At 70.1% G+C, this 18,599-nt stretch carries 14 protein-coding genes; all 14 read right to left on the bottom strand.

The genetic code is table 11. The annotated features are described in order from the left end of the window. Positions 1 to 167: 167 nt before the first annotated feature. The 14 genes from ACH34T_RS32565 to ACH34T_RS32500 all read right to left on the bottom strand — a co-directional run bounded on the left by ACH34T_RS32565 (position 168) and on the right by ACH34T_RS32500 (position 18,583). Positions 168 to 3,878 (bottom strand): discoidin domain-containing protein, encoded by a 3,711-nt coding sequence (locus tag ACH34T_RS32565; RefSeq protein ID WP_396024777.1) that lies wholly within the window; start codon positions 3,876 to 3,878, stop codon positions 168 to 170. A 123-nt stretch (positions 3,879 to 4,001) separates the two neighbouring features. Next, the gene (locus tag ACH34T_RS32560; protein WP_396024776.1) at positions 4,002 to 4,769 is read right to left on the bottom strand and encodes an N-acyl homoserine lactonase family protein; all 768 of its coding nucleotides are present in this window, start codon (positions 4,767 to 4,769) and stop codon (positions 4,002 to 4,004) included. Further along, positions 4,766 to 5,935, bottom strand: coding sequence for an Ldh family oxidoreductase (locus ACH34T_RS32555; protein ID WP_396024775.1), 1,170 nt, complete (start codon positions 5,933 to 5,935; stop codon positions 4,766 to 4,768). The genes ACH34T_RS32560 and ACH34T_RS32555 overlap by 4 nt, the downstream gene beginning before the upstream one ends. Positions 5,936 to 5,943: 8 nt before the next feature. Then, positions 5,944 to 7,383, bottom strand: a complete 1,440-nt coding sequence (locus tag ACH34T_RS32550; RefSeq protein ID WP_396024774.1) for an aldehyde dehydrogenase family protein — start codon at positions 7,381 to 7,383, stop codon at positions 5,944 to 5,946. Further along, positions 7,380 to 8,846 carry an amidase gene (locus tag ACH34T_RS32545; protein ID WP_396024773.1) on the bottom strand — a complete coding sequence of 489 codons (1,467 nt, stop codon included), beginning with the start codon at positions 8,844 to 8,846 and terminating at the stop codon, positions 7,380 to 7,382. The genes ACH34T_RS32550 and ACH34T_RS32545 overlap by 4 nt, the downstream gene beginning before the upstream one ends. Positions 8,847 to 8,854: 8 nt before the next feature. Then, positions 8,855 to 10,246 carry a 3-oxoacid CoA-transferase gene (locus ACH34T_RS32540; RefSeq protein WP_396024772.1) on the bottom strand — a complete coding sequence of 464 codons (1,392 nt, stop codon included), beginning with the start codon at positions 10,244 to 10,246 and terminating at the stop codon, positions 8,855 to 8,857. Next, positions 10,243 to 10,689, bottom strand: coding sequence for a Zn-ribbon domain-containing OB-fold protein (locus ACH34T_RS32535; RefSeq protein WP_396024771.1), 447 nt, complete (start codon positions 10,687 to 10,689; stop codon positions 10,243 to 10,245). Before ACH34T_RS32535 ends, ACH34T_RS32540 begins: the two co-directional genes overlap by 4 nt. Further along, on the bottom strand, positions 10,686 to 11,858 hold the full coding sequence (locus tag ACH34T_RS32530) for a thiolase domain-containing protein (protein ID WP_396024770.1): 1,173 nt from the start codon (positions 11,856 to 11,858) through the stop codon (positions 10,686 to 10,688). Before ACH34T_RS32530 ends, ACH34T_RS32535 begins: the two co-directional genes overlap by 4 nt. Further along, entirely contained in the window at positions 11,855 to 14,191 is a 2,337-nt protein-coding gene (locus tag ACH34T_RS32525; protein ID WP_396024769.1) for a CoA transferase, read from the bottom strand. The genes ACH34T_RS32530 and ACH34T_RS32525 overlap by 4 nt, the downstream gene beginning before the upstream one ends. An 86-nt stretch (positions 14,192 to 14,277) precedes the next feature. Then, complete coding sequence (locus tag ACH34T_RS32520; RefSeq protein ID WP_396024768.1) at positions 14,278 to 15,084, bottom strand: enoyl-CoA hydratase/isomerase family protein; 807 nt, start codon at positions 15,082 to 15,084, stop codon at positions 14,278 to 14,280. Positions 15,085 to 15,096: 12 nt separating this feature from the next. Then, the gene (locus ACH34T_RS32515) at positions 15,097 to 15,522 is read right to left on the bottom strand and encodes a Zn-ribbon domain-containing OB-fold protein (RefSeq protein WP_396024767.1); all 426 of its coding nucleotides are present in this window, start codon (positions 15,520 to 15,522) and stop codon (positions 15,097 to 15,099) included. Positions 15,523 to 15,534: 12 nt separating this feature from the next. After that, the gene (locus tag ACH34T_RS32510) at positions 15,535 to 16,665 is read right to left on the bottom strand and encodes a thiolase family protein (RefSeq protein WP_396024766.1); all 1,131 of its coding nucleotides are present in this window, start codon (positions 16,663 to 16,665) and stop codon (positions 15,535 to 15,537) included. 53 nt (positions 16,666 to 16,718) lie between these two features. Then, entirely contained in the window at positions 16,719 to 17,399 is a 681-nt protein-coding gene (locus ACH34T_RS32505; protein WP_396024765.1) for a GntR family transcriptional regulator, read from the bottom strand. A gap of 143 nt (positions 17,400 to 17,542) precedes the next feature. Next, entirely contained in the window at positions 17,543 to 18,583 is a 1,041-nt protein-coding gene (locus tag ACH34T_RS32500) for an ABC transporter ATP-binding protein (protein WP_396024866.1), read from the bottom strand. Positions 18,584 to 18,599 lie beyond the last annotated feature (16 nt).

Here is an 18,599-nt window from a genome sequence, read left to right as displayed (position 1 = left end):
ATGCGCAGGAATTCTTCGTCCGAATCCGCGCTGCCTCGCCTGGTGGGCGTTGTTCTTCGTGCCCTGGCACCGGATGCGCCGTCCGAAGAATGTGCCGAGCGGCGGATATCACCCCGATCCGCAACCGTCCAGAAGCAGGGGGTAAGGCGACGCAGGCCCTTGCGTGGTTATCGGTGGGCGCGGGTTGAGGCTCGGGATGCGCCGTAGGACTGGGCTGTGACCTCCAGGTCCCACCACCGGGGGCGGTCCTGGGACGGGGAGGTGATCGTGATGCTGTGGCGCTCTCCGGGGAGCAGCCATAGGTAGTTGGCGGAGTACGTCGCCGGTAGCACGCGGTGTCCTGAGCGGCGGTCGCGTAGGGAAAGGCGCACCATGGGCGCGACCACAGTCCCTTTGTTGCGTACGGTCACGGTTAGGTGCAGGCGGCCGTGGCGTTCGGTGACACGGGCTCCGGACAAGTGCAGCGACGCGCCGGACAGTTTGTTCAGCGCCTGCATGTCCTTTGGTTCGGTGTAGCGCCAGTACGTGTTCTCCGACAGTGTCTCGTTGTCGGCGTTTGCTAGGCGTAGGCGGATTAGGTGTAGGCGGTGTTCTGTGCCCTGTGGGCGGTCGACTTTGAATGCGGGTGCGGTTGAGGATGCTGCGAGGTCGAGTATCTTCCGCTGCTTTTCGGCGAGGGGGCGGCCAGTTAGGTCGAGCACTTCGGCTTCTACGGCGGCGGCGCGCAAGGCGTCGCGGGTGTGGTTGACGGCTAGGACGTTCCAGTTCCGCGGATCGGCCTGGACGTGGTGCGGTTCGCACCCCGAACGGGCGCCGTAGTAGGTGCCGTTGACGTCGAGGTCGTAGTCGTAGGTCTGCCAGACGACGCTGTGCCAGGCGGGGTTCGACATCCACAGGAGCAGGCCTGTCGCGTCCTGCCAGAGGTTCGCGTTCCAGGCCTCGAACATGGCGCGCATGCTCTCGAAGTTCACGAACTGCGCCTTGGCGCAGAATTCCTCAAGCGAGCGCGACTCCCCCAGCCTTTCGTCGATTGCTGCCTTGTAGCTTTGCGGGTTCTGGCCGCCGCGGGTCGCCCAGTCGTGGTATTTCCACACGGTGTCGATGGGCCAGCCGTTCTCGTCGCCGACGAGGTTGCGCATGCTCTCCGCCACCGGGACGGTCGGAATGCCGATCTCGGTGTGAAAGCCGAACGTGTCGTGCGCGTAGGTCTCGGCCGAGAAGTACTGCGCGGGATCGATCCAGGCGTACGGGCCGCTGCCGCTGACGATGCCGGACGCCGAGTTGCTGACGTACAGCACGCCGCGATGTTCCTCGGCGACGGCCTGCTGCGCGCCCTTGTCGACCTCGCCCGACGGGGTCCCCTCGTTGGCGCCGCACCAGACGACGACGCATGGGTGGGAGCGGTAGCGCCGGATCGTGTCCCGGACGTGCCGCAGGTACAGCGCGTGGTCGGGCGGGTCGAGGAACCACGCGTTCCAGAAGTCGTTCCAGACCAGGAGGCCGTTCTCGTCGCAGCGGGCGTAGAACTCCTCCCGATTGCTGCTGCCGAGCCAGTTCCGGATCATGGTGAAGTTCATGTCGCGGTGGTACTCGATGACCGCGTCCATGCGGCCGTTGAGCATTCTGCGCAGCAGTTCGTCCCAGCCCCAGTTGCCGCCGCGGCACAGGACCGGCACGCCGTTCACGCTGATCTTCAGCTGGTGCGGAGCGTTGCTCACGGCCTGGACGTCGGTCCATTTCTCGCCGTCGTCGGAGATCTGGACCTTGAACGTCAGCGCGTAGGCGACCTCCCAGACGAGGGTGATCCGGTCGAAGTCCGATGGCTTGCCGAGGTCGAGCTGAATGTACTGGTCGTCGGAGTACCCCGATGACCAGCGGGTTCGGGGGTCGCCGTCGACGGCCTTCGCCGCGGGACGGTCGGGGCTGTCGGTCGAGGAGGCGGACGCGGTGGCGTCGCGCGCGAGGTCGACGTCCGGGTGCTGCTTGTCGGTGATCGAGAGCGTCCACAGCGACACGCCGTAGCCCGTCGCGCGGCGTCCGGCCTGGATACGGACGTGGCGGGCCCGCTGCCGCTCCAGGTCGACGACCTGTTCGACGCGGTCGGCGCCCGGCTCGAACCTGATCGGGTTCTCGGACTCGTACGTCATGTGCCGCAGCCCGACCCGGAGGGTTCGGTGATCGCTGCGCGTGCCGCTGACCGAGGCTTCCACATCGAGGTCGTGGAGGGTCGGGTCGCCGTAGCCGTTGGGCCACCACAGGTCGGGGTCGGTTAGCCGGAGGTCGGGGAAGTTTTGTGGCGAGAAGACGACGTCCTCGGTCTTGCCGCCGTCGATGCTGACGGCCTTCTCCACGCGGATGCCGCCGAGCCTCGCCCGGACGGTCACGCGCTCCGTGGACGACGCCGCGTTCCGCACCGGGACGGTCAGCGTGACGTCCGCCCGTGAGCGGTCGGGGAGGTTCGGCAGGGTCGTCTCGACCGCCGGGTCGCCGACGACCGCGGAACCGGTGGAGCGGAGCCGGACGTGGTTCCAGATTCCCATGACGCGGTCGCGCACGGCCGGCATCCAGTCCCAGCCGGACACGGCCAGGTAGGTCGGCCCGTTGCGCATCATGATGTTCGAGCCCGCGTCGTTGTAGGGCTGGCCGTCGTCGCCGCGGTCGCCGGGGCTGCCCGGGAACGGCATCGGGTCGATCCGGACCGCGAGGACGTGCTCACGCCGGTGATCGTCCAGGCGGCCGCCGCGCGCCAGCCGGTCGGTGATGTCGAAGGCGGCCCGCGCGGACGGGTGCGCCATCTCGCCCACCTTCGTGCCGTCCAGCCAGATCTCGGCGCGGTGGTTGATGCCGTCGAACTCCAGCCAGACGCGGTCGTGGCCGTTGGCCGGGAAGCGGGGCGGCAGCCGGAACGTCCGGCGGTACCACCAGGAGTTGCGGCCGAGCGCCTCCGGGCTGCGCAGGTTGTTGAACCCCTCGACGGGGTCGGGGAGATGTCCCTCCGCGACGAGCGAGGCGAGAATCGTCCCCGGGACCTGGGCGCGGAGCCAGCGGCGAGTGTCAACGTTGTCAGCGGAGACGACGGCGCCGTCTCCGGTGCCCGCGAACTCCTGGAGCGTAAGGTTCCAGCCCGACTCGATGGGGACGGTGCCGTCGCGTTCGAGCCGGAGTGGGGGGACGGGGCGGGCGCCGCTCGTCCAGTCCGTCCAGCCGGTCGCGCCGGGGCGTCGCCACTGCTCACGGCCATAGATCTGGAACGAGTTGAGGCCGAGCGGGTTGGGGTTGGAGCGCTCGGTGCCGAGCATGCGCACCCAGCGCGCCGTCACCGGCTCGTCGAGCGCGATCTCCACGACTCCGCCGGTTTTCGTCGATCCCTCGTGGACGGGCTTCCATTGCCGTCCGTCTTGCGAGACCTCCAGGCGGAACTTCGTAGCGTAGCTGGAGAGGACCTCCCAGCCGGTCGTGCCGTTGCGGGGGTTGTTGGCGTCGCCGGTCGGCTTGAACACGGTGTCGCCCTCCGCCGTCTCGAACACCAGCGTCACCGACTCCACGCGGCACGGGCCCTGGAGGTCGACGGCGACCCACTGCGGGTCGCCGTCCGCCGCCCGCCACCCGCTGCCCTGGACGTTCCCGCGCGCCATCCGGTCGACGACGAAGTGGCCGGGCGTGGGCGCGTACGCGGTCGAGGAGACGTGCACCGGGCGGTAAAGCGCGAGGTCCGTGGCCCAGGGCGGCGGCGCGGCGGACGCCGTCGCCGCCGCGCCCTGGCCCGGTAGCGCGCCGGCCAGGCCGACGCTGGCGAGCAGTGTGGAGCCCGTCACCAGGAAGCCCCGCCGGGACACAGTCGAGTTCTCAGCCGTGGTGTGGTCGTGGTCGTCGCGCATCAGCACTCCGCAGGACGTGCAAGGGGGACAAGGGGGCGACGACCGATGACAACGTTGTCATCTCGCGTCGTCGCCGAGTATTCAGTCACCCGGCGGGTGCGTCAAGAGGCGATCGGGCGGCCCTCAGGTCCGGACGGAATGCCGGAACAGCGCGCTGTCGAGAATCCGGTGGTCGTGGCTCGGGATCACTTCGCAGTCGAGTCCGGCGACGAACTCGAAGGTCTCGTAGCACTCGAAGAGGTTGGTGTGGATGGTCGGCGCGATGCTCTTTCGCCAGTCGTTCGGGTTCCAGTTCTCGTAGACGCCCATGGCGTCTCCGGCGAGCAGGTAGCGTCCATTGTCCGCTTCGATGAGCACACCCTGCGAACCGGGCGTGTGGCCCGGCAACGGAACGACGGTGACGCCCGGGCAGATCTGCTGTTCCCGGGATAGCGCCTCCGTGCGGTCCCAGGCCGACATCCAGGGCGCCTGGAGCCCCGGCAGTTTCTCGTACGCGCGCTCGTGCAATGGCAGCGGATGCATCGCGTATTCGAGCTCTCGCCGGTGCACCAGGATCTGGGCGTTCCGGAACAGGTCGTTGTTGGAGCAGTGGTCCCAATGCAGGTGCGTATTGACGACGTAGTCGATGTCGTCGGGGTCGAAGCCGTATTCGCGCAGCGCGGTCTCGGGCAGTTCCTCGGGGGTGCGCACGAAGGCGTACGGGTGATGCCGCCGGACGTATTCGGGGTCCAGCGTTCCGGTGTCGACGACGATGCGCGTGCCCGCGGCCTCGATCACGAACATGAACATGTGAATGTCGATCTTCTCGTCACCGGCCGCGCCGTAGACGGCGGCGGCGAACGGGACGTCCTTCGACCGTCCGACCCGGATCGCGCTGACTCTGACGCTCATCGTTCCTCCAGCACGTCGGCCCCCGGGTCCGCCAGCACGTCAACTCGCAGGTCTTCCAGCACGTCGGCCCCCGGGTCCTCCGGCACGTCGGCTCCCAGGTCCTCCGGCACGTCGGCTTTCAGGTCTTCCAGCACGTCGACTCCGAGGTCGTGGGCGACCTGGCGCAGGTCCGCGATGGTCCGTCCGGGCAGCAGCAGGCCTTCGCGCGCGTTCCACGCTTCGGCGAGGCTCTCGATCTCGCCGGGGTAGTGCACTTCCTCCGCCCCTTCGCGCGACCCGGATTTGAGTTCCGCGACCAGGGCCTTCATGCGCTCCTCGAATTCCTGGACCGGGCTGAACGAGGCGATGTTCAATGCCAGATACAGATGTCCCGACCGGCCGGGGAGCGCGGATTGGTAGGGGCCGCTGACGCCCGACCCGAAACCGCTCCCGCTCAGCACGCCCGACAGGACGTCCATCATCACGGAGATGCCGTATCCCTTGTGACCCGCCATTGGCAGGACCGTGCCGAGAAGGGCCTGCTCCGGGTCACGCGTCGGCACGCCTTCCGCGCTGACCGCCCATCCGTCCGGGATCTCTTCGCCCCTGTTCCGGGCGAGGTAGATCTTCCCTCGGGCGACGGCCGTGTTCGCGATGTCGAGCACCATTTGGGTGTCGCCGTCCACGGGGGCGGCCACCGACCACGGGTTGCTGCCGACGAGTTTTCCGCGGCCGTCCCAGGGGGCCATCGCCGGGCTCGAATTCGTCGTCAGGATCCCGATGCAGCCGCGCGGCGGCGCCATTCTGGTGAAGTACGCTGCGGTCCCGAAATGGTTCGAGTTCCGCACCGAGACGACGCCGATCCCGTGCCGTTCCGCACGGCCGATGGCCTCCTCTGCGGCGCGGGCCGTGATGACCTGGCCGATGCCGTCATGCCCGTCCAGGGTCGCGACGGCGCCGTGGTCGGCGACGAGTTCGGCCTTCGTCTCGCCGGTCATGACGCCCGACCGGATGCGGTCGACGTACCAGCCCACGCGCAGCACCCCGTGCGACTGGTGCCCCCACAGGTCGGCCTGGACGAGGCTGTCGCTCACCAGGTGGGCGTCGTCCGGCGGGACGCCGCATGCGGTGAAGATCCGCGTGGCGGCGTCCCTCAGTTCGTCGGCGGAGATGCGGACGGTCGACATCTGCGGCCCTACCTCGCCCCGCCGGCGGGCTCCATCAGGATGAGCCGTTCCTCCGTCATGTCCCGGATCGCGTAGCGGGGGCCTTCGACGCCGTAGCCGCTGTCCTTCACGCCGCCGTACGGCATCAGGTCGGCGCGCGTGCTCGACGTCGAGTTGATCACGACGCCGCCCATCCGGAGGGTCTTGGCGGCGGTGAGGGCGGTGTCGAGGTCGCGGGTGAAGATGCCCGCCTGGAGGCCGTACGGCGTGTCGTTCACCTTGTCGATCACGGTGTCGAGGTCGTCGAACGGGACCACGGACACGACGGGCGCGAACGCCTCCTCGCAGAGCAGCCGCGCCTCCGGCGCGACGTCGACCAGGATCGTCGGGTGCATCACCGGGCCGGACCGCTGCCCGCCGGTCACGATGTGGGCGCCCTGGTCGACGGCGGCGTTCACCCATTCCTCGGCGCGCTTCGCCGCCGCCTCGCTGATCATGGGGCCGATGTCGGTGGCCGGGTCCTCCGGGTCCCCGAGGACGAGCTTCGACGCCGACGCGGACAGTTCGGCGAGGAACTCGTCCAGGACGTCCGCGTGCACGTAGAGGCGCTGCACCGACGTGCACACCTGGCCCGATTTGCGGAACGCGCCCCGCGCGCACTGCTGCGCGGCGGACAGGACGTCGGCGTCCTTGCACACGATCGTCGCGGACACGTTGCCGCATTCCATCGTCGCCCGGCGCATGCCGAGCCGCGCGGAGATGGCCTTTCCGGCGGCGGTGCTGCCGGTGAACGTGATGAAGTCGACGCGCTCGTCGTCCACGAGGGCCTGCCCGACCGGGTCGCCCGGGCCGAGCACCAGCCCGATCAGGCCGGGGGGCAGGCCCGCGTCCAGCAGCATCCGGCACAGCGCGGCCGCCGCGATCGGCGTGAACGGCGACGGCTTGACCACCGCCGCGTTCCCGGCCGCCAGCGCCGGGCCGATCTTGTGCGCGACGGTGTTCAGCGGCGAGTTGAACGGCGTGATCGCGCCGACCACGCCGACCGGCGTGCGGATCGTGAACGCCAGCCGATGCGCGAACCCGGGCGCGGCCTGGATGGGCACGACCGCGCCGTCGATCCGCTTGGCCTCCTCGGCGGACGTCAGCATCGTCTGCACCGCCCGGTCGGTGTCGCCCAGGCAGTCCTTCACGCTGAACCCGGACTCGCGGGCCACGTCGAGCGCGAGCCGCTCCCGGTTCGCCGCGATCTGGTCGGCGACCGCCCGCAGGATCTCGAAGCGCTCCAGCGGGTTCAGCGGGGTGCGGCTCGCCTCGCGCGCCGCGGTGACGGCGTCGGTGACCATGCCGGGCGTCGCATCGTACGACGTCGCGAGCGGCGCGCCCGTGAACTTGTGGTGCACCGTGCGTTCATGGTCGCTCCGCAGCCACTCCCCGTTGATCAGGTTCTCGACCGTGGGTAGCTCAGTCATGACTGCTGTCCTCTCCCTGTTGCACCTGTTGCACCTGTTGCGCGCATGGCCCGCAGCGCCCGTCCCTGTGCCGCCTCGGCGACGGGCGACCAGCCGGTCTGCCGCTCGTAGGCGCGTCCCGCGCGGAGGACGAGGCCGTCCTGATGGCGGGCGCCGACCAGCTGGAGCCCGACCGGAAGCCCCGAACGCGTACGGCCGCACGGCACGCTCAGCGCCGGTTGCCTGGTCATGTTGAACGGATAGGTGTAGGGCGTCCACGACGCCCAGACGTGTGACTGCTCCGGAGTCGGGCCGTTCCGACCCGCCGCGAACGCGACGCTCGGGAGCGTCGGCGTGACGAGCAGGTCGTACGACTCGTGGAACCGCGCCATCTTGAGGCCGAGGTCGGCGCAGACGGCCATCGCGTCCAGGTACGTCACGGCGGAGACGCCGCGGCCCCGCTCCGCGTACTCCAGCAGGGCCGGGTCCACGCGGGCGAGGTCGTCCGGGCCGTACGGCTTGAGCGTCCGCGCGACCCCGGCGCACCACAGCGTCTGGAACGCCCGGACGGGATCGTCGAAGACCGGCTCGATCTCCGTCACGTGCGCGCCCAGACCGGCCAAGACGCCGACCGCCTCGGCCACCAGCGACGCGACCTCCGGGTGGTTGGCGCCGTAGCCGAGATCGGGCGAGTACCCGATCGACAGGCCCTCGATGCCCGCCTCGATGCCGTCCGCGAACGACCTGTCGGTGGCGGGCAGCGCGGCCCAGTCGCGGTGGTCGGGACGGCCGATCACGTCGAGCAGGAGGGCGGCGTCCAGGACCGACAGCGTGATCGGGCCGCGATGCGACAGCAGTCCGTTGCTGCCCGGCGGATACGACGAGATCACGTCGCCGGTCGGCTTGAAGCCGACCGTCCCGGTGAACGACGCGGGCACCCGGACGGACCCGCCGCCGTCCGTGCCGACCGACCACGTCCCCATCCCGGCAGCGACCGCCGCGCTGGAACCGCCGCTGGAACCGCCGGGCGTCAGCGCCGGGTCCCACGGGTTCCGGGTGATCCCGAACCGGGGCGAGTCGGTGACGCCCTTCCACCCGAACTCCGGCGTCGTCGTCTTGCCGATGAGGACGGCGCCCGCCTCCCGCAGCCTGGCCACGCTCGGCGAGTCCTCCGGCCACGGGCCCGCCTCGTCCGCCAGCCAGGTGCCGCGGAGCGTCGGCCACCCGCGGGTGCGTTCGAGGTCCTTGACGGTGGTCGGGACGCCGTCGGCGGGGCCGCGTTGCGTGCCGTCCGTCCAGCGGGCCTCCGACTCGGCGGCCGCCTTCAGCGCGGCGTCCGCGTCGACCAGGACGAACGCGTTCAGCTCGGCGTCCCGCTCGTCGATGGCGTCCAGCGCGGCGCGGGTCGCCTCCACCGGCGACACATCGCGCCGCGCGTACGCCTCGGCCAGCTCCGCGGCCGTCAATCCAGCGAGATCCGACACGGCTTCCTCTACGCCGCCGACTCGAAGTCCGAGGCGTCGATGTCGAACTCGGTCAGCTCGGCGACCTCGTCGGCGGTGAATCCGGGCGCCACGTATTCGAGCTTGAACGCGTCACCGACCCGGCGCAGCACGCACAGGTCGGTGACGACGATGTTGACGCAGTTAAGCCCGGTCAGCGGGTACTCGCAGGAGTTGACGAGCTTCGGGTTCCCCTTCGAGTCGCTGTGCATCATCAGCACCATCACGTTGACGTCGCCCGCGACCAGGTCCATCGCGCCGCCGATGCCGCCGCCCACCATGTTCGGCGTGCTCCAGTTGGCGAGGTTGGCGTCGGCGTCCACCTGGAAGGCGCCGAGCGCCACGTAGTCGACCTTGCCGCCGCGCACCATCTCGAAGGACGTCACGCTCTCGAAGAACGACGCGCCCTTCTCCAGGTGCACGTACTGCCCGCCCGCGTTGTAGATCTCGGGGTCGTAGTCGTCGCGCGACGCGATCGTGCCGTAGCCGAGCACGCCGTTCTCCGAATGCAGGACGATGTCGCGCCCGGAGATGTAGTCCGAGATCAGCGTCGGGATTCCGAGGCCGAGGTTCATGTAGCTGCCGTTGGGCACGAGCCCAGCCGCGACCTCCGCCATCTGCTTGCGGGTCAGCGCCTGCTTGCCGTTGACCGTGCGGGCGCTGTCGGCGCCGCGTCCCTCCCGCACCACCGGGAAGTCGTGCTCGACGTCCACCGTCTTGCGGACGACGCGGCTGACGAAGATGCCCGGCAGCCCGATCCGCTCCGGGTGCAGCTCGCCGTCGACGATCTCGTCGACCTCGGCGATCGTGATGTGCGCGCCCTTGGCGAAGGCGGGCATGAAGTTGCGTCCGACGCCGTCGAACTCCAGGTTGCCGAACCGGTCGGCGCGGGCGGCGCGGATGAACGCGTAGTCGACCTTCAGCCCCATCTCCAGCACGTGCTCGACACCGTCGATCACGCGGGTCTCCTTGCCGTCCGCGACCGCGGTGCCGACGGCGGTGCGGGTGAAGAACGCGCCGATCCCGGCGCCGCCCGCGCGGAGCCGCTCGACGAGCGTGCCCTGCGGCACCAGCTCGACCTCGATCTCGCCGGCGGCGATCTGCTTCTCGGCCGCCGACGTCGCCTCCCCCGCACGCGCCGAGAAGGACACGATCAAACGGTTGACCTGGCGGTTCTCAACGAGAGTGATCGAACGGTAGGGACCTTCGCCGAGCGAGTTCGCCACCAGGCACAGCCGCCGGGCGCCCTGCTCGCGGAGCGCGACGGTCAGGCTCGTCGGGAAACTGTGGGTCTTACCGAAACCGGCGATCGACACGCTCGCGCCGTCCGGGACGTCCTCGACCGCCGCCAGCGGAGACTCGTACACCTTGTTGATCGTCATGCCTGTTCCACTTCCTCTGAGCTCTGCACCGGACGGAAACGAGGCAGCGCGCTGCCGTTCCCTGTGTCCTCGAAAACGACTTCGACCGCGTCTCCGATGGCGACCTTCTCGACGTCGCAGTCGACGATGTTGGTCATCACGCGGGGCCCTTCCGCCAGCTCCACGTAGGCGAGGACGTACGGCGTCACGCCCTTCCACTCGCCGCCCGCCCGGTGGACGACGCTGTACGAGTAGACGGAGCCGCGCCCGCTGAACTCCTCCCACCGCGTGTTCGAGCTGTGGCAGAACGGGCAGATCGGCCGCGGGTACCAGATCGCCGAGCCGCAGTCGTCGCAGCGGCGGCCGAGGAACCTGCCCTCGGTCGTCGCCTTCCAGAACTCCGCGGTGTCCGGGTTGACCACCGGCCGCGGCGCGGGCAGAACCGGGCTCCGTACCTCGCTCATGAGTCCCTTCCCAAGATCATCGTGGCGCTGCGCATCCGGGTGCCCAGGTCGCCGCCGTTTCCGTGCACCAGGGCGATCTCGCAGTCGGGGATCTGCACGCCCGGGTTCGCCTCGCCCCGCAGCTGCCGCACCGCCTCGATGGTCTTCGTGATCCCGCCGCGGTGCCCCGGATGGTTGTTGCTCAGCCCACCGCCGTCGGTGTTGAACGGGAGCTTTCCGTGCGGGGCGACGAGCGTGCCGTCCATGACGAAGCGGCCGCCCTCGCCCTTCTCGCAGAAGCCGAGGTCCTCCAGGATCTCCAGGACGGTGATCGTGAAGCTGTCGTAGATCGACACGTAGTCGATGTCGTCTGCGGTCACGCCCGCTTGCTCGAACGCCCGCGGCCCCGACCACACCGCGCTCGTGTACGTCAGGTCGAGCTTGCCGCCGTTGGTCAGCTTCGCCGACTCGCCCTGGCCGAGGATCTTCACCGGCTGCCGGTTCAGGCTGCGCGCGACCTCGCGGCTGACGACGACGACGGCGCCGCCGCCGTCGGTCACCACGCAGCAGTCCGCGCGGTGCAGCGGGTCCGCGACCATCGGCGAGTTGACGACGTCCTCGACCGTCAGCACCTTCTGCAGGAACGCGTTCGGGTTGTGCGACGCGTGCTTCGACGCCGCCACCTTGATCTCGGCGAGCTGCTCGCTCGTCGTGCCGAACTCGTACATGTGCCTGCGGGCCGCCAGCGCGTACGTGCTGACCAGCCCAGCGCCGGTGAACATCGCCATCTCGAAGTCGTCCTGCGGGGAGGCCGGGCCGCCGCCGCCCGGCTGGATGCCCGTCCGCGGCTTGCCCGCGAGCGTGATCAGCGCGACGTTGCACTTCCCGGCCGCGATCGCCGCCGCCGCGTGCGACACGTGGTAGATCGGCGAGGCGCCGCCGCTCTCCGTCGAGTCCATGTAGGTGAGATCGCGCAGGCCCAGGTACTCGGCCATCGTGACCCAGCCGCCGCCGTAGCCCGGCGCGTCGTGCCCGCAGAAGTAGCCGTCGACGTCGTCGAGCGTCAGGCCCGCGTCCGCGAGCGCGCCGATCGCGACCTCGGCGTGGATCTGCGCCAGCGACTTGTCCGGCAGCTCACGGCCCGGATGCTCGTACGCCCCGATGATGACGGCGGCGTCATTGACATTCATACAGATCCTCCCGGACGCGGGGACGGGACTTCGGCGGCGGGCCGCGGCGCGGGCACGTCCCCGGCGCCCGGCAAACGGCCGTTTCGTAGGTCGGCGTCATGTTCGCCGAGGCGGGGGGCGGGCCTGGGCTGCGGCGGCTCGTAACCGAACAGCCGCAGCGGGAAACCCTTCTGGCGGCGTGGCTCGTCGAGGAAGACCCGGCGGCGCTTGAAGTGCGGATCCGCGGCCCGTTCCCGGGCGGACTGGACCGGCGCGGACGGTACGCCGGCCAGGGTCAACTCGCGGACGCACTCCTCTTTCGAGCGCCGCCGGGCCCAGGCATCGATCGCCGCGTCGACCTCCCGGTGGTTCTCCTCCCACCAGGCGGCCGGCTCGGCGGCCGGCCGGTCGGCGCCGATGAGCGCGGCAAGCGCGGTGCGCTCGGCGTCCGTCCGGCAGGAGACGGCGATCCACTGGTCGTCGCCTTCGCACCGGTAGACGTCGTGCGGGGTGCTGCCGGGACGCCGGTTCCCGGACGGCCCTGGAACGGTCCCGGTGTCGAGGTGCTCGATCACGCGGTCGGCGAGCGTCCAGCTCACCAGCTCGCGCTGCGACACGTCGAGGTACGTGCCGCGCAGGTCCTGGACGACGCAGTAGGCGATCAGCCCCGCGCCGAACAGCGAGACGATCTGGTCGGGGTAGTTGATGTCGGCCGACGACCACATCGGCCGCTCCCCCGGGTACCCCGTGACCGACGCGAGGCCGGACAGCAGGTCGAGGCTGGAGCCGTAGGAGCGCGTCCCCGACTCGGGGCCCGACTGTCCCTGGCTGGACAGCGACAGGTAGATCAGGCGCGGGTTGACCTCGATCAGCGTCGGGAAGTCGATGCCGAGCCGGCGCGTGACGCCGACCGTGAAGTTCTCGATCAGCGCGTCGGACCGCGCGACGAGCCGCCGCATCTCCGCCCGTCCGGCGTCGGTCTTCAGGTCGAGGGTGATGCCGAGCTTGCCCGCGTTGTTCGACTCGAACAGCGGCGACTCCTCCATGACCTCCGCGTCGCCCGCGCCGGGCACCGGCCACACCCGGAACGCGTCCGGCCGGTCCATCGTCTCGATCTTGACGACGGTGGCGCCGTAGTCGGCGAGGAGGCGGCCGGTGGCGGCGCCCGCCGTGATCGTGCCGAGGTCCAGGACGACGACTCCCGCGAGCGGGGCCCGATCGCGACCGGCGGCAGCACCGTCCGTTGGACGGGGGGCGGGGCGCGAGCCGTCGGATTGGCCGTTGGGTTCGTTGCCGGGTTCGCCGTCGGGTTCGTTGTCGGCGTTGTCGGCGTTGTCGGTCAGGCTCGGTGGGGGGCCGAAGCGCCACGGCAGGCCGGTGACGGGGGCCAGCCGTCCGCCGCCGTCCGCGATGAACGACCTCGCCTGGTACTGCGGGTCGGCGGCGAGGTCGGCCAGGTCGGCGCCGTAGCCGAACGGCAGGCCGAGCCGCTGCGCCTCATGGTAGATCTCCCGCTTCGTGCGGCGCGCGGCCCACTGCTCGACGGCCGGCCACCAGGAGTCCATGAGCTCGAAGCGTTCCTTGTCGCCGCGCAGCCGGGGGTCTTCAAGCGCCGGGTCGCCGACGAGCGTGACGACGCTGTCCCACTGCTCCGGCTGGAAGATGAACCCGACCCAGCCGTCCGCGGCCTGGACGGTCCGCCAGCGCCCGATGCTCGTGCCCGTCCGCGTCGGAATCTGGCCGGTCTCGGTGTAGACGATGTCGCTCTTCCAGTCGATGTACGCCGCCACATCGCAGAGGGCGACGTCGACGATGTCGCCGTCCGGCCGCCGCAGGGCGAGCATCGCCCCGTAGAAGCCGACGAACGCGGCGGCGTGCGCCGTCTGCTCGCCGCCGAGGGTCAGCGGCGGCCGTCCGGGCTCGCCGACCATCGCGGCCAGCCCGCCGTAGCACTCGGCGAGCAGGCTGTCCGCGTGGGCGTCGGAGCGCGGGTCGGTGACGCCGTAGGACGTGATCGCGACGGCGACCAGCCGCGGGTGCGCCGCCCGCAGCCGGGACGGCGACAGCCCCGTCTCCGCCGCCCGGCGCGGGCCGAAGTCGGTGATGACGACGTCCGCCGCCGCGAGCAGCTCCGACAGCCGGTTCTGGCCGTCCGGCGTGTACGGGTCGAGCCGGACGCTCCGCTTGTCGGCGTTCAGCGCGGCGAACGTGTAGCTCAGGCCGTCGGCGCCGACCGGCTCGCGCGTCCGCAGCGGATCACCGCCGGGCGGCTCGCACTTGGTCACGGTGTGGCCGAGGCCGGCGAACAGGCGTCCGCAGACCTGACCGGCGACGCCGTCGGCGAGCTCGACCACGGTGAGCACCCTGGCGCGGCGGTCGCCCCAGGCGATGTCCCCCGGGGGGTCGTTTCCCCACGGGTGACCGGCTCCAGCTGGACGGCTCATCGGGCGCCGTCGCCCGTCCGGCCGACCGCGGCCCGGTGCGTCGCGTGCGGGTCGTCGAGCACGGTCGAGCGTGCTGCGATCTGGTGGCGCACGTCCTCGCCGTATTCGAGGGCCTTCGTCCAGTCCGAGATGTACATGGGAATCTCGTGGAGGGCGCGCTTCGCCCAGGACAGCGTGACCCCGTTGTGCCTGGCGACGCGCTCGGCGAGGGCGAGCGCGGCGGACTGGAGCTCGGCGGCCGGGACGGCGACGTTCACCAGCCCCCACTCCGCCGCCGTCGCCCCGGTGATCCGGTCGGCGGTCAGCACCATCCAGGCGGCGCGCTTCGCCCCGAGCCGCAGTTGCGTCGACGGCCCGGCGAGCCCCGGGTACAGGCCGAAGCCGACCTCGGGCATCCCGATCGGCGCGTCGTCGGCGGCGATGGCGAGGTCGCTCGAATTGATGAGCGTCAGCCCGCCGCCGAGCGCGAACCCGTTGACGGCCGCGATGACGATCGCCGAGTGCTGCCGGATGCGCTCCTGCACCGCCAGCCAGCTGGTGCGGCGGCCCGCGCCGCGGCGGTCGGTGTCGAGTTCCTCCTCGGCGGACTCCTTGAGGTCGACGCCCGCGCAGAAGGCCGGACCGGCCCCGGTGAGGACGATCACCCGGACGTCCCCGTCGCAGCGGTCCAGCACCTCGATCAGCGCCGCCCGCGCGGCGCGGCTCATCGCGTTGCGCTTCTCGGGCCGGTTCAGCGTGATGCGCGCGATGCCGTCGGACAATTCCTCATACCGGACAAGGTCGTGGTCAGCGATCGGATCCATGGGGGTACAACCTCACTTGCCTGCGGCTTCGTCGGTGCTGAACTGCGGAATGACCCGCCCCTCCGGACTCGCCCGGAACACCGCGTGAACCGGCTGGTCGAGGCGCAACTCGGCCGTGTCGTCGGCCATTTCGCTGATCACGAGCGGGCCCTCGGTCAGCCGTACGTAAACAAGCCGGTAGGGAACCTCGTCGGCGAAGGCGGCGAAATACTTCTGGTGCATCGTGCACCAGGACCAGATGGTCCCGGTGCCGCTCACCGGCTCCCAGGACGCCGAGCTGGAAAGGCACTTCGGGCAGACCGGGGCGTCCGGGAAGCGGTACCGGCCGCAGCCCGTGCACTGCTGCAACCGGAACTCACCGGCGGCGCAGCCGTCCCAGAACGGCTTGTTGCGCGGGGTGATGTCCGGCAAGAGTTTCGCGTAGGCCGCGACGTCCATCGGCTTACCCTTCTAGTCGGCCACGAAGATATGCGAAGTCACGATGGGCGAGACGCACATGTACTGGACGGTGTTGCAATTCTCGACCTGCCGTTCTCCGGCTTCGCCGCGCAATTGCCGTACCGCTTCCACATGGAGCGCGAAGCCCTGCATGTAGCTCTCGCTCGTGTGCCCGCCCGACGTGTTCAGCGGACGTTTGCCGCCGAGTTCGATCCGGCCGTCCCTGATCCATTCCCAGGAGCCTCCGCGAGGGGCGTGGCCGAAGCCTTCCAGGGTGAACAGGATCGTCGGCAAAAAGTTGTCGTACACCTGCATGCAGTCGATGTCGTCGGGGCCGAGTCCCGCCTTCTGGTAGAGGTCGCCGGCCACGGCCGCGCTCGTCTCGTAGTAGAAGTCGGGGCTGATGTAGCTGCGGCTCAGCTCGGCCCGGCCCGCCGTGGCCGCGACCCGTACCGGCTTCTTCCGCAGGTCACGGGCACGGTCGGCGGTCGTCACGATGAACGCGACGGCGCCGTCGTTGATGATGCAGTAGTCCAGCTTGCGCAACGGTTCGGCGATGAACCGCGACGCCATGTACTCGTCGTGGTCGATCTCCTTCTGGAACACCGCGATCGGATTGCGGGCCCCGTTGGCGCGATTGTTGATGGCGAGCGGCGCCAGCGAGTCTTCCGGTGCGCCGTACATGGCGCAGTACCGCTGGTACATCATCGACACGTACGCGCCCGTGGACGTCATTCCGTACATCGCGTCGTACGCACCGGCCGGATCGGCGTCTCCGCCGCCGTATTTCACGCCCGCGGTCCGGCCGTTCGTCCCGTAGACGCACGCGACCATTTCGGCGACGCCCGAGCTGACGAGGGCATAGGCCTCCTGCAGGGCGACGCCGCTCATCCGGCCGGTGCCCTCCAGGTCGTGCACGAATCCCGGGCCGGTCAGCCCGACCGTCTCCCCGAACTGGCCGTACTTGATATTGATGCAGAGGAGGCCGTCGATGTCCTGCTGGGTGGCGCCGCAGTCGTCCAGCGCGTCCCGGAACGCCTCCGCGGCGAGTTCGTACACATCGTTCGGTCGGCTCTTGTCCGCGTACAGCCGCCGGAAATCCGACGACCCGACGCCGACGATTGCCACATCCTTCGTCGCCATGGCGATATCACCCTCGTACTCGTACCGATGTGGCTGTCCGCCACGGTGTTGCGCTATGACTTCGGGTGCTCTTTCTCAAGGATTTCCACAGCTTTCAAGGCCGCCTTGGCGGCCGCTCGAACGTGGCGGTGCGCGGCCTCCGACGCGCGCTCGGGCGAGCGGGCGGCGATGGCCTCGGCGATATCGAGGTATTCCTGCCGGGACGCCTCGTGCCGACCCGGAATGGTCACCGAAAGGCTCCGCAGCGCGTGGATGCGCGTGTGCAGGGGCTCCAGCATGGACTTCAGCAGCGAGTTGCGGGCGCCGGCGAGGAGCAGCTCGTCGAATTCGTATATGGCCCGCATGCGCTCCTCACCCGACGGCCGCGGCTGGACCTTCTCCACGAGCGCGGCGACCTCCTCGTCGGTCGCGCGCAGCACGAACAGCTCCGCCACCGCGGGCTCCAGCGCGTCCCGCACCTCGTAGATCTCCCGGACCTCGTCGCGGCCGAGCCTGGCGACGCGGACGCCGCGGCTCGGCGACGGCTCCACGAGCCCCAGGGTCTGGAGGTGCCGCATGGCCTCCCGCACTGACGTCCGGCTCACGCCGGTCAGTTCGACGAGCTCGCGCTCGGTGAGTTGACGACCGGGAGGGAGCAGGCCGGCGGCGATCGCGTCCCGGATACGCCGGACGACCATTTCCGGGACGGATTCGGAGGGCCGGTCGATCATCAGGTCGAGCTTCGGGTCGGTCACGGTAGTCCTTACTTTTGTCTGACGTAGTACAGATTACGTCTGCCGGTATATGACGGTCAACGTGGGTCAGGTCACGGGAAAGGCCTTCTCACAGCGCCGCCCGGTGCCGCCGCTCACGGGGCCGCCGCTCACGGCGTCGCCGCTCACGGGGCCGCCTTGACGCGCGTCGGCGCCAGATCGTTCAACGGCGAACCCGCCAGCGTAGGACCGCTCGTCTGCAGATGGCACGCGACCTCCCCACCACCGTCGACAGCAGTGTGCACGGGCACCTGCTGCTTGCAGACGTCCATAACGAATCTGCACCTGGTCTGGAAGGGACATCCCACCGGCGGCTTGGCCGGGTCCGGCAGGTCCCCTTCCAGGACGATCCGCTCCGACTCCCGGCGCGGGTCCGGGATCGCCGACAGCAGCGCCTGCGTGTACGGATGCGCGGGCGCCGAGTAGACCCGCTCCGCCGGCCCCGTCTCGACGATCCGGCCGAGGTACATCACCCCGACCCGGTGCGAGATGTGCCGGACGATCGCCAGGTCGTGCGCGATGAACAGGTACGTCAGCCGGAACTCCGCCCGCAGCCGCTCCAGCAGGTTGATCACCTGGTTCTGCGTGGACACGTCCAGCGCGGACACGGCCTCGTCGCAGACGACGAAGCGCGGGTTCAGCGCGATGGCCCGCGCGATCGCCAGCCGCTGCCGCTGCCCGCCGGAGAACTCGTACGGGTACCGCTCGGCGTAGCTCGCCCGGAGCCCGACCATCTCGATCAGCTCGTGCACCCGGCCGCGCGCCGCCTTCGCCGAGAGCTTCTCGTGGACGAGGAGCGGCTCAGCGATGCTCGCCGCCACCGTGGACGACGGGTCCAGCGACGAATAGGGGTCCTGGAACACCATCTGCATGCTGCGCCGCGCCTTGCGCAGCGCGCTCCCGCGTAGTGCGGTGACGTCGTGCCCGGCCACCGAAATGGACCCGCTCACCGTCGGCACCAGCTTCAGCAGCGCGCGCCCGGTCGTCGACTTGCCCGACCCCGACTCGCCGACCAGACCGAACGTCTCGCCCTGGTCGATGTGGAAGCTGACGTCGTTGACCGCGCGCACCAGCCGCGCCGCCGCGAGCGTCCGCTTCTTCCGGAACACCACGCTGACGTTCCGGACGTCGACGAGCGGCCCGCTCTCCGAATCCGGCCCGTCCATCGCCACGGGCCCGCCC

This window comes from Actinomadura sp. 9N215 (genome assembly GCF_044326345.1).
Lineage (GTDB): Bacteria > Actinomycetota > Actinomycetes > Streptosporangiales > Streptosporangiaceae > Spirillospora.
The sequence above is the reverse complement of the archived record's forward strand: the minus strand, read 5'-3'. Positions and strand labels throughout refer to the sequence as shown.